Origin of the sequence: Spongiimicrobium sp. 3-5 (assembly GCF_046557915.1) — a bacterium.
Lineage (GTDB): Bacteria > Bacteroidota > Bacteroidia > Flavobacteriales > Flavobacteriaceae > JBHEBG01.
In genome coordinates this window covers 349,458-361,274 of record NZ_JBHEBG010000003.1, presented here as the reverse complement: position 1 = coordinate 361,274, position 11,817 = coordinate 349,458, and the positions used below count along the sequence as shown (strand labels likewise).

Sequence of the window (11,817 nt, the reverse complement as noted above, 5' to 3'; positions counted from 1 at the left end):
ATCAAAACTTAAAAAAAGACCCTTTTTACGCTCAAATTTGCCTTGCTAAGTAAAAAACTTGGCAAAAAGCCCCTACAATTGTTATAATCTGTAATACTACTAACCTAAAGATATTACAAACAAAAACTTAATGCAAGACAGCAAGTTTAAATATATAATCGTATTCGTTTTTTAGCTTACAATATTGTATTCAATTACATTAAAATATTGTAAAACACTTGCAAGTAGGCTTTGCAATACTATATATTGAAAGAACAATCTAGTAAAAATCACTTTTTTAAACCTTTAATTCTAAAACTATGATCACCCTTGCAAAACTGTTATTGTTCTTAATTTTATCTTTGATTACGATAATTTTGTAAGTAGCACCCATAGGCCTATAGCTATTTCGTAATACCTTAACTATTTATTTCCTCATTTGCATTTTACTATCTTTGTTAAAACTGCGCTATGCAACGATCTTTTTTTAGGTTTTTGGCCAGGGTTAACAAAGCGTTTTTGCCATCGTATACCAAAAGGCGTCTAGATCTTTCCAAGGCGTCAAAACTACAACTGGCATTGATAGGATGGCGTTATTTTGTTACTACCAAGGCCCTTGGATAACTTTCTGTCCTTGTTCGGTTATTTGAGCATTGATATTTTGTGATAAGTTTAAAAAGAAATATATTTGCTGCCCCTAATTGGGGTAGTTATGGCCTCGTGGCGCAACTGAATAGCGCATCTGATTACGGCTCAGAAGGTTACAGGTTTGAATCCTGTCGAGGTCACGACACTTATAAAACCACGCCATTTGGCGTGGTTCTTTTTTTGAGAAAAACCGGAGCTCGCTCAAGGTTTTGAAAAGAAATAAAGAACTAGCAGCTTTAACTGCGAGGTTTTGTATTTGCTACATTGACAACAAAGGATCACGAGTGGAACGAGTAATCCTGTAAACCCTAACTAACCAAATGTACGGCAGGACGCCTACGCACCACCTGGCTCCTCGTTATCAAAGGTCTACCAGACCTTTGATGGCCACTCGACCCCCTGTCGGGGTCACTTAAATTCATCAATTAAATTCAAAAAGTCTGTAAATCAATGGTTTCGAACCTTTCGAACAATTACCTCAACTTATTTTCTTGGTTCCATCCATTGGAGATAGAGGTTCTTGTATGCGATATGGATCTTCCCTTTCCTATCATTTGTTGAAGTTGTAAAGATGTTTTCTAATTTCTTCAGCCAATTGTTCCACCTCTTTGGAAATCCTTAGGTTCCTTTTTTTGAACATGTTGCTTATCCTTTTAAAGTTGTTCTTGTACTTAACCAACAAGGAATAACGTTCCAACTGTTCAGGGGTCAATCGTTCGATGATATTATACCCAAAAGCGGAACTACGGCAATATTCGGACAGGGATAATCCAGCCCTTCTGGCCTTGAGCTTCAACATCTTCTTTTCATAGATACTACATCTAAATTGGATGAACTCCCTTTTCATTTTCTTTTTTCTTTTGCGACCTTCGGGAAAAAAGCAAGATTGTCATGACAATGACACATCTTGAATTGCATCTCAACTTCAAATTAGCCTTAATATCGAATGGGAAGAAACAGAGCCCTGGTTTTAACTATGAAAATGGATTTCTTTTAGGGGATGCTTAATGAATCGGAAGATTCAATGTGGTTTTAAAAACAAAATAAAGTCAATTACTCTTTTTCCTATAGTTTTCTAATATATCTGCACTCACCCAATAAATATCTTGATTACTGGTATAGAATAGATATTTTCCGTCTTTGGAAACAAAAGGACATAATTCATGATTCTTGGTGTTTATACGATCTCCCATATTGACAGATTTTGACCAGGTTCCATCTGTGTTTTTGAAACTGATGTAGAGATCACCTCTACCGAGACCATCTTTCCTTGTCGCACAAAAAATAATATAAGATTCGTCTTGCGCAATAAATACATCTGCTTCGTAGGCTGACGTATTGATTGAATCACTTAGTTGTATTGCTTTTTGAAATTCTCCATCTAGAAACTTTGAAGAATAAATATCAAAGTTAGACCCTTTTTTGTTTGACGAAAAGTACATGGTGCCATCGTTGGTAAATGAAACATAATATTCATTTCCGCTTGAGTTGATGTTTGGCCCAGCATTGATTGGATCTGACCATTGGTTATTATTTCTTTCGACATACCAGATATCATAATCTTTCGACTTTCCTAAACCATCTAAAGCCCTTCTGGATATAAAGTATAATCTATTTTCATCAGGCGAAAGAAATGGATCATTGTAACCATACTGTTTATGTGTTAAAATCACTTCAGGTTTGCTCCATTTTTTTCCAACAAGTTTAGAATATCGAATTTCTTCTTTCCCATTAATAGCAACTCCATAGAAAAATTCAGTGGCATCTCTGTTAAAGACTGACCCAAACTCATATTCACCCTTTTTTGAAATCAGATTAGGAGCAAAAATCTCTGGTGTTTTTGAAGGCCTTTTTTGCTCTAGATAGGCTTTCGAAGCACTTTTGTTTCCTTTATTATTTTGTATAGCATAACTTGAAAAAAATGAGAAGAATAGTAGCACTAAAAATTTAAAATTTTTAAGCATAGTTTGAATTTTTATAGAGCGTTAAAATAAATCACAATATTCCTCATTTTTTGAATTTCTCAATAGCTGGAATAATAAAATCATTCATAATTTCATCAGTATAATTATGTCCATTTCTATTACCATAATTAGTTGTTGTGATAACAACAGCCAAACCCAACTCTGAATTTGCTAAAACTTTATTACCTCCGTTACCAGACATAAAGAAAGATTTGTATTTTTTATCCTTACCAAAGTTTTTTATCCAAAAAAGATAACCGTACTCAGCATCATAAGCTTCGAGTTTTGTTGTTGATGCTTTTTCTATCCATGATGATGAAATAATTTGTTTCCCATTCCATTGCCCTTTGTTTAAACATAACTGAATCAATTTCAAAAAATCCCTACTTCTATATTCACTACCTCCAGCAGTATTTAATAGATTAAATGGTGTATAATGCAATGTATAGTCTTTAATTGCTAAAGGTTCAAAAAGATTCTTTTTTGCAAATTCAACCAAATTGCTTTTAATAGCACTTTGTAAAACTTCAGCAACTAAAGCGGCACCAGCTGTACAATAACTAAACGCACGACCGTAAGGCTTATCTTTAGGTTTTGTTCCCCAAGGATAAGAATAAACAGGAAGATCTAAGTAAAATTTAGCCCAATCTTCTATGATATACATACGCTCTTCATTACCTCTAGAATATCTATTACTATCATTACATTCTAATGTAGAACTCATGGTTAAGAGATCTTCGATTGTAATTTCTTCTTTACGTTTATCGGGGTTTTTAACTGGAAGTTTGTGCTGTAAATAGTCGAAAATCTTATCCTTTTCAGATGCAATATGTCCTTTATCTATAGCAATGCCGGTTAATAAAGTTGCCATGGTTTTAGTAACAGAACGAGTATTATGCTGGGAATTAACATTGTTTTTACGATAATATTTTTCAAATAATACATTTCCGTCTTTAGCTATTAAAATACTTGTAATACGTTCATACTTTCCAGAAGAGACAACACTGTCCATCTTACTCAATATAGGAATATTACTTTTATTGGTTTTAGAAAAATTAAGTTGAGCGTTACTGTCTAGAATGCACAAAAAAGAAATTACGAGAATGAGTTTGTATTTCATCGGTATTTTTTAAGGTTTTACAACCATCAAACTTATAAAAAGCAATTATTGCTTAATAGAATGAAATTAGCATTACAAATTTTTATTTATTATTTTTCGATAAGAGCTTGGACTATCATTGAAAATCGATTTAAATACACGATTAAAATGACTTTGGTCTGAAAAACCTGTTTGGTGAGCTATTTCGGTTAATGAATTATTTGAGTTTAGAAGTAGCGGAATGGCTTTTTTAACTTTATGCTGTCTTATATATTCTCCAAGACTCATTGAAAGGTGTTTTGAAGCGGCTCTTGAGATATGTACAGGATGTACTTTTAACTCATTTGACAAATAATCAAGACTAAGATTAGAAGTATCGTAGTGTAGTAATTCTTTTAAACCATCTACCCAGTTTGGATTCTTTTGAGCGTTAATTTCCTTTAAGTTACTCAACGCTTCACAGATTTGAAGCAATAAAACTTCAACAGACATATCACTGTATTTATCTGAAATTAAAAATTCATAATATAGTTTTGCGAAAAGTAAGTGCAATTTCGGGTTTTGAATTAACTGACTACCTTCCAATAAATTTAGCGGTATTCCATTTTTTTTGAGCCATTTTCTCTCAAATTCCAGATGAAAACCACTTGCTTCAACGGAATGTTTTGAGCCATAATGAGCTTCTTGCCAATTATTGAACATTAAGCTTCCGGCTGGACACAATGATTCTACTTTTTTATTACAATCCTTCATATTACCATTTAACACATACATGAAATAAGGATTTTCATGATAGTGCCAATCTGTTTTATTTCCAGTATAATGATATTGGGACAACAGAATTCCATTAAATGACACCTCCAGATCTTTTTCGCCATAATACTTTCCTTTAGTGAGTATTTTCATATGGACATGTTTCTTTTAATGACTCAGCAAAATATAAAACGTTACATTCTTCTATATTAGTTTTTTAGTCTTTACTTCATTATAATAATTTATTATGAATCTTGTCTCAATATCCATTTTTGCAATCCATTCCTCCATGGTTTATTATACTCTAAATTTGGTATTGCACTATTGCCAAGTTCTTTTTTAGATCTAAGACCACATTTGGGACACTTTGGGGTAAAGTTTAGGTTTTTGGAATAGAGTCCTAAAACGGCCGTTCAATGGAACCGTGGCATGGATATTAAACCCCTACTAAAAGTTTTAATAGCAACAATTATAAGGGTAATCGGAAAATAATAACTGCAAATATATTTCTTAAATTTGACGTATACGGTTATTCGAATAGGGAAGTATTAAGAATATCACTTTATCAAGAAAGCCTACTTGATGTTGACTTTAGCCAAATTAATATCCTAAAAATTAACAGGTGCGTAAATATGAAAACAATGAGAACAATAATTTTAGTAACCTTAGTTCTTTTTCAAGTATGTTTTGTAAAAGCGCAGACATCATTAAACGAAATAAACTTAAAAAACGGAGAGTATAATGTGGGCTTTAGACATTATACGATGATTGATAGCACAAGAATTTATCAAATTAAAAATGAATTTAATAATCAATTCGTAAATAGGCCAATTCCAATTAGCATATGGTATCCGACTATTATTAAAAATAGCAACTCCAATCAATTAACGGTTTTGGATTATTTGGAGATTTTAAAAGAAGAGGAAGAATCGAAAAACTTGCCAAACGAGTTATTGTTAGATTGGTTTCCTGACTTAGGGGATACACCGCAAAATAGAGCTCATTTGTCTGAAAAAGTAAATGCGTTGAGGAATGCCGCTTTTTTAGAAGGAAAATTTCCGGTCGTAGTTTATGCACCAAGCTATCAAGCCTCATCAATTGAAAATTTTGCATTATTCGAATATTTGGCAAGTAATGGTTTCGTGGTGATATCAAGTCCTTCTAGAGGAACAGATACAAGATGGTTAGAAGGAGGAACTACAAAAGATTTGGAAACACAATCTAGAGATGTAGAATTTCTTTTAAAAGAAATTCATAAATATGAATATATAGACTTCGATAAAATAGCACTTATGGGCTTTAGTTTTGGTGGGTTGGCAAACACTATAACGGTCATGAAAAATAAGACAATAAGTGCGGTTGTAAGTTTAGATGGTACTGAAAGATACAATTACTCCGTACTAGAAAAATCACCTTACTTTAATTTAGATAGGTTTAATATACCCTACGTTCATTTTGCTCAAAAAGATATTCCTGAAGAGGTACTTATTAGTGATAAAATACCTGCCGAGCTGAACTATAAATTCCAATTGTACGACTCTTTAAAATATAGTAATGCCTACAGTTACAAATTCCACGACCTAACACATTCCCATTTTGGTTCTATTGGTGTTTTGTTTGCATATAGAGATAAAAGACAGGATAAAAGTGATGATAAAATTATGGCGTCATACAAACTACTATCTCAACACACCTTGCAATTTTTAAATGCCACTTTGAAAAATGAGGAGAAAGCAAGGGAGTTCATTGAAAACAGCCCTGATAAAAATAATATTTCGGAAAACTTGGTTTTGAAAAAAATGAAAAAATCACTTACAAAAGAATTTGACTATAAAGATTTTCAAGATTTGGCAATCAATCAGGGTTATCTAGATTTAATCCCATTATACGAAAAAAAGGTAGCAAAGCATCCAACACTTAAGCTAGAAGAAGGGATGTTAAACAACCTCGGCCTTAGGTTATCATTTAATGCTGGCAAGATGGAGCAAGGTATAAATGTCTTTTTATTGGCTTTACATATTTATCCGAAATCAGCAAATTTATATGATAGTTTAGCCCTGGCCTATCTTTACAATAAGGATATTAAAAACGCTATTTCTAACTACAAGAAGTCATTGGAATTAAATCCTGAAAATCAGAATGCAATAAATAAACTTAAACAATTGAAGGAATAAAGCTTCCCCGACAAAGCATGAGAAACATAGAGCCTAAATTGCTCTATGTTCTTTATACCATCCTGTCTACTCGGTCTTTAGGCTGATCGGACCTTGCCGCTGATTCCTATGGTTTTGTTAAAAGACCAATTAACCTTACTACTTAAAAGATCATATTTGGGACACTATTTGTAAAACATTTGTGACAAAATTTTAAGATATATATGCTACAAGAAGTATATTTATTTCCACTTAATCAGTTGAACCGATTCATCTAAGATAAAAGGCAATATTTTTAAACAATTAGTATTTGATTTATATAACACTTCTCAATATTGCCATTTTTCAAGGAATAGTACTAGGAATAATAATTTTAAAATCGCCCTTATTTAAAAGCAAGGCAAACAAATATTTGGCTTACGCCATATTTACACTATCGCTTCTTTTACTAAATCTTGTTTTTGAAATAGTAGAAATATATAATACCATACCCCTGTTGCGTTTTATTGATAATATTGAATGGGGTTTTATTCTTCCGGTTTTTATTTTTCTATTTACTGTGCACCAAGTAAATCATCCTATACAACATTCAAAAAAAATCCGATGGTTATTTGTCCCTTTTATATACTATGCCTTCATCAATATTTTTAATGACCTCGATACTATTGCCGGTGTTTATGATATTCCAAATTCAATTGATAAAATAATAGATGTTTTAAAACTTATAGGAATCTTTATAGTTCCACCATTTATAATTGGCATCTTAATCTATACATATAGCTTCATTAAATTTTCTAACAACACCCAAGAAAAAAAATGGATTACGCTTTTATGGGCGCTAGTTTCCATATTATTACTTTCTTGGGTCTTGGCAATTATTCTTGGTCTATTTTTCGAATATGACATTTCATCTTTTATGAAACTTCTTGCCTTATTTGGAACATTCGTAATCCATTGGACGGCATATTTTGGCATATATAAATATAGATTGGCGAAAGATAAAGAAGGCATCAATAAATTATTAAATCGCAAGATTTCAGTCAACGATAATGACCTATACTTAGATACTAATCTTAAAAAAGTAAATTCTCCAAATAATTTAGATCCACTTACAGCAGAGAATCCTTATTACATAAAACTTGAATCACTTTGTAAAAACCATCAAATTTATAGGGACAGTACATTAAACAGAGAAAAAGTTGCCGAAAAATTAGGAATAAGCTCGGGTTATGTTTCTCAGTTGGTAAATACAATTACAGGAAGAAATTTCGCAAATTACATAAATCACTATCGAGTAGAAGCTGTTAAGGAAATGATTTTAGATTCTGAATTTAAAAACTACAGTTTATTGGCTATAGGATTAGAATCGGGTTTTACTTCAAAAACCACTTTCCATAAATCATTTAAGAAAGTTACGGGGATGACCCCAAATGAATATCGAAATAGTCAAAAATAAGTACCGATTTCTTCAATTTTAAGGTACTGAAACCTTTTTAAAACCTATTAATTTAATTTTTGCCCATTAAAAAATTAAATAGGCTTTTTATGAAAAAAACACTCTTAACAATTGCATTCTTGTTGTCTCTTTTTACAGTTAGAGCACAATCTCAAAATGATACTATTTCCAATCCATTCGAAAAGAAAAATGACGTAAAACTTAATTTATATTTTACAACATTGGGCCTTTTCGAGGCAACTTATGAAAGAAACATAAATGGAAAATCTTCGATGGGTATTACCGGTTTGTATGCTTTCAGCAAAAAAAATGATGAGGATACAAATTTTCTCATTTCACCTTTTTATAGGAGGTACTTTGGTAAAAAATATGCTTCAGGTTTTTTTGTTGAAGGATTTGCAACCTTTGGCTCAACCGATGGAAAACAATTAACTGATATGAACGGAAACATTACTTTAAATGAAGGCCCTGATGTGCTTGATTTATCACTTGGTTTAAGTTTTGGATGCAAGTGGGTTACCAAAAGCGGAATTATTTTTGAGGTTTTGGTTGGTATGGGAGGAAATTTATTTAATGCCGATAAAACAGACCACGACGTTATTAATCGTCGTGCAATAAGCATAGGTTACCGATTTTAGTCTGACTAGAAAAACGTTTTACACCGACGTGCATAATTTTCATTGCCAGTACTCGCCTACTTACTAAAATCTCGGCGTCCCGATAGCTATCGGGGTTACATTCGGTTTGTATTTGCTAAATTAGGTATTTAAACCACACAACTAATCTCATACAAAATCATGCCATACACGAAATACCTTTTCCATTTATTAATAACCGGCAAAAGGCAAAGTCACCAACCCAGTCCATGGGGCAAATTGGGCGCAACGATGGCTATAATTAAATTTTGCAGGGTTTCCGACTAGGAAATCCTTATTTTTAAACCCAAGAAGGTGGTTTTGAGACTGACCGCCATTTTAGCAGATTTGAAAGAAAATAGATGCGAATTAAAAAACATATTAGGATTCTATTTTGGGTATCATTTGCGATATTCGTCCTAAACAAGTTTTATCTACGACCTTGGGTTTTAGAAAGTGATTTACCCAATGCCTTTAGCATTCTGGTTTTTTCCATACCTAACCTAATCGAGGTGATCTTAGGGATTACCGTAATAACCGGAATACTATTTCAACTAAAAAGACACTTCAATAATGACCTTAAGGATATTTTGATTTATCTAATTTCTGCATTACTTACAGCATTTTACGTCATTTCTCAAGAATTGGGATATCATAACATTGGTGGTAACAATGTTTATGACTATTATGACATAATAGCCTCCGTTTTGGGATTGATTTTGATGTTTGGAATTTTTGTGCTTTTTGGTTTTATCTCGAACCCAGAAATAAAGGAACCGGTAGAATAAAACGTGCTGCAACAAGGTATAAGACAATGTGGGCAAAGTGTTAAATTTAAAACAGCTGAATATTACCAAACATATTGGCAAGTTGAGAGTGGAGCACTTCTAACGCTACACCAAGCATATACCGAACTGTTGTAGTGTATTTTTCTTAGTCCGTTAAACCAACGATTTCCGGGTATTTGATTCAATTACCCAATATCTTGATTTGAAAATTTGATACTCCCACCTTTGGGATAAAAGTCAAAGGATACCATTTGCAATCAAATAAACCGTCAACAATCAGGTAAACAGATTTTGCAAGGAGTTTTAAACGTACCAACTTGGATTCCTAGCAGCCGCTAGAATCCTGTCCAGGTCACTTAAAAGTGAAAAGATCGCAACTAGCTGCTTTTTTATTTGAACGGCATAAGAACTTATTTCCAAACCACAGATTTGCAGTTTTTTATTTAGACTATGGAGTTATGTTCGAAAAACCAAAGATAATCTTGCTAGGGTTATAATAAATTAGGAGGCTTACAACATCTTCTATATAGACCTCTTTTTATTTACTTATAGTCTTAACTTTAAGATAAATGAATGAATTAATACAAAAACATCGATAAAATGCCGGTTATATCCAAAAAAAGCGCCTCTTTTTAAAAGGTAGGCTTATATTTACTAAAACCCATAGTGCATGTCTAAAGAAAAGAAAAGGGGGCTATTTAAAAAGAGTTGGTCCAGGCTTATGAACAACGGATTCTACACGCTGTGGTCTTTACGTCTTGCGCTTATTATCTTAACCCTATACTTTTTATACACCTTGTTTCAATGGGTGGATATCGGATAACACTCTAAAAAACAAAACAGATGTAAATTAGGCATCAAAAACCCGATGAAACATTCTGAAGTAGTTGATATTGGATATCGACGATATCCACAGTGAAACTTCCCTGCTTTAACCTCTGGTTGCAACAAAAGATTCCATTCAAAAAACAATGAGTTGGCCTCATACATTCCGTCTTAAACATCAATAATTGATTACTATTTGGGCATCTTGCACCAACATGTACCAAAGTGAACGTAAATTGTTTTACGTATACCGGTCTTTGCACATAGTTTCGTATCCCTGATTATCATAGACTTATAAATCTGCTACACTATCAAAAAAAACTTATCATGAGGCACACAGTAATTCTTTTCATCACATTTATTTTAATGGTTTTTGGCAACGCTTTTGCGCAAGAAATTTATGTTGATTCGCAACATGGCAGTGATGGATATACCGGTGATTTGGAGAAACCTCTTAGGTCAATTGAGAAAGCACTTTCTATTGCAAATTCCTTTACGGGAAATGGTGAAATCACCATAAAATTAAACCCCGGGGTATATACGTTAGAGGGGCGTGCAGATATAAACCCCGTAAGGATAATGACGGATAGCACCAGATACATTATAGAAGCTGTATATATGCCCGATGCGCACGATTGGTCTCAGGAAAAAATGCCGAAAATACAATCTACATCCCATAACAATTCCGATACTATGTTTGAGCACAGTGTTGGTTTTTTGGTATCCTCGTCCTATGTCACCTTGAAAGGATTAACATTTTTGGGTAATGCCAACCCCGCGGTTTCCTATTACTACCCCATTGCCAAGGAAGATTCCAAATTGGGAGATTTGGAAGTGTCGCAATGTTATTTTATCGGCAATAAAGAGGCAGCGGCCATCCAAGCTGGTGTTTGGGCACATGGTCCTAACAATACCGTATCGCATTGTATCTTTTATGAATGCAGAAATGGAGTGCTGTTTTTTGATAATGTAAGTGGATTTACCATTGAAAATTCCATAGTAGCAAATGCCTATGAAAGTGCATTCTGGTTTGGCCCTGCTGATATACCTTTTACATTCACCAATAATATTATCACCAATAACAACAACTTTTTGGTAGGGCGCTCCGCAGATTTAGAGTATTCTTCCCCTTTTACAAACAGCATAATCAGTAACAATAGCGGTTATGTAGGTTATTGGTCTAGAGAGGAAAAACGTATTGTACCTATCGCCAAACCTAATATAAAGGAACAATCCGTAACAAAAACTGGAGAAATACCCTTACTGGAAAATAGTTCCGTTAAATTAACCAAAAGACACCTACACGCTGCAGAGGGTTCTACAGAAAAAAGTATAAACGCAGGGATTTTTAGGAATTAAAAAAATGTGAGGCAATTAGTTTAGCGCTCATGCTGTACTTCAATATATCTTCCTTCCTTGTTAAAGCAAATAGACCTATTGATGTTCTCCCGTCTTATTTAAGATTCCGTTCAAATCCACTGGGAGTGCGTCTTATGATTACCCTGAACTGGTAAGTC

General features: G+C 33.3%; 10 protein-coding genes and 1 tRNA gene. 7 read left to right on the top strand and 4 right to left on the bottom strand.

The window, feature by feature from the left end:
* Positions 1-450 precede the first annotated feature (450 nt).
* Both ACEQ81_RS13120 and ACEQ81_RS13115 read left to right on the top strand, forming a co-directional pair.
* Entirely contained in the window at positions 451-603 is a 153-nt protein-coding gene (locus tag ACEQ81_RS13120) for an SsrA-binding protein (RefSeq protein WP_411031357.1), read from the top strand.
* A gap of 90 nt (positions 604-693) precedes the next feature.
* Positions 694-767 (top strand) — tRNA-Arg (locus ACEQ81_RS13115).
* A 410-nt stretch (positions 768-1,177) separates the two neighbouring features.
* On the opposite strand, the gene mbpA is transcribed toward ACEQ81_RS13115, so the two are convergent.
* The 4 genes from mbpA to ACEQ81_RS13095 all read right to left on the bottom strand — a co-directional run bounded on the left by mbpA (position 1,178) and on the right by ACEQ81_RS13095 (position 4,596).
* Complete coding sequence (gene mbpA, locus ACEQ81_RS13110) at positions 1,178-1,474, bottom strand: mobilization protein MbpA (RefSeq protein WP_411031356.1); 297 nt, start codon at positions 1,472-1,474, stop codon at positions 1,178-1,180.
* A 202-nt stretch (positions 1,475-1,676) separates the two neighbouring features.
* On the bottom strand, positions 1,677-2,591 hold the full coding sequence (locus ACEQ81_RS13105; RefSeq protein WP_411031355.1) for a TolB family protein: 915 nt from the start codon (positions 2,589-2,591) through the stop codon (positions 1,677-1,679).
* A gap of 43 nt (positions 2,592-2,634) precedes the next feature.
* Positions 2,635-3,711: a serine hydrolase domain-containing protein gene (locus ACEQ81_RS13100; protein ID WP_411031354.1), complete on the bottom strand. Its 1,077-nt coding sequence runs from the start codon at positions 3,709-3,711 to the stop codon at positions 2,635-2,637.
* 72 nt (positions 3,712-3,783) lie between these two features.
* Positions 3,784-4,596: a helix-turn-helix domain-containing protein gene (locus tag ACEQ81_RS13095; RefSeq protein ID WP_411031353.1), complete on the bottom strand. Its 813-nt coding sequence runs from the start codon at positions 4,594-4,596 to the stop codon at positions 3,784-3,786.
* A gap of 488 nt (positions 4,597-5,084) precedes the next feature.
* Between ACEQ81_RS13095 and ACEQ81_RS13090 the strand changes: the two genes are divergently transcribed.
* The 5 genes from ACEQ81_RS13090 (at position 5,085) to ACEQ81_RS13070 (ending at position 11,659) form a co-directional block, all read left to right on the top strand.
* Positions 5,085-6,617 carry a prolyl oligopeptidase family serine peptidase gene (locus ACEQ81_RS13090; RefSeq protein ID WP_411031352.1) on the top strand — a complete coding sequence of 511 codons (1,533 nt, stop codon included), beginning with the start codon at positions 5,085-5,087 and terminating at the stop codon, positions 6,615-6,617.
* 289 nt (positions 6,618-6,906) lie between these two features.
* Entirely contained in the window at positions 6,907-8,052 is a 1,146-nt protein-coding gene (locus ACEQ81_RS13085; protein ID WP_411031351.1) for a helix-turn-helix domain-containing protein, read from the top strand.
* Positions 8,053-8,141: 89 nt separating this feature from the next.
* The gene (locus ACEQ81_RS13080; RefSeq protein WP_411031350.1) at positions 8,142-8,690 is read left to right on the top strand and encodes a DUF3575 domain-containing protein; all 549 of its coding nucleotides are present in this window, start codon (positions 8,142-8,144) and stop codon (positions 8,688-8,690) included.
* A gap of 359 nt (positions 8,691-9,049) precedes the next feature.
* Positions 9,050-9,475 carry a hypothetical protein gene (locus ACEQ81_RS13075; RefSeq protein ID WP_411031349.1) on the top strand — a complete coding sequence of 142 codons (426 nt, stop codon included), beginning with the start codon at positions 9,050-9,052 and terminating at the stop codon, positions 9,473-9,475.
* A gap of 1,152 nt (positions 9,476-10,627) precedes the next feature.
* A complete protein-coding gene (locus tag ACEQ81_RS13070; protein ID WP_411031348.1) occupies positions 10,628-11,659 on the top strand; it encodes a right-handed parallel beta-helix repeat-containing protein in 1,032 nt (343 codons plus the stop codon).
* Positions 11,660-11,817: the final 158 nt, after the last annotated feature.

Bases quoted from the DNA above. Each gene is read 5' to 3' on its own strand.
- ACEQ81_RS13120 (WP_411031357.1), top strand. From the start codon at position 451: ATGCAACGATCTTTTTTTAGGTTTTTGGCCAGGGTTAACAAAGCGTTT.
- ACEQ81_RS13080 (WP_411031350.1), top strand. From the start codon at position 8,142: ATGAAAAAAACACTCTTAACAATTGCATTCTTGTTGTCTCTTTTTACA.
- ACEQ81_RS13075 (WP_411031349.1), top strand. From the start codon at position 9,050: ATGCGAATTAAAAAACATATTAGGATTCTATTTTGGGTATCATTTGCG.
- ACEQ81_RS13100 (WP_411031354.1), bottom strand. From the start codon at position 3,711: ATGAAATACAAACTCATTCTCGTAATTTCTTTTTTGTGCATTCTAGAC.
- ACEQ81_RS13095 (WP_411031353.1), bottom strand. From the start codon at position 4,596: ATGAAAATACTCACTAAAGGAAAGTATTATGGCGAAAAAGATCTGGAG.
- ACEQ81_RS13070 (WP_411031348.1), top strand. From the start codon at position 10,628: ATGAGGCACACAGTAATTCTTTTCATCACATTTATTTTAATGGTTTTT.
- ACEQ81_RS13090 (WP_411031352.1), top strand. From the start codon at position 5,085: ATGAGAACAATAATTTTAGTAACCTTAGTTCTTTTTCAAGTATGTTTT.
- mbpA (WP_411031356.1), bottom strand. From the start codon at position 1,474: ATGAAAAGGGAGTTCATCCAATTTAGATGTAGTATCTATGAAAAGAAG.
- ACEQ81_RS13105 (WP_411031355.1), bottom strand. From the start codon at position 2,591: ATGCTTAAAAATTTTAAATTTTTAGTGCTACTATTCTTCTCATTTTTT.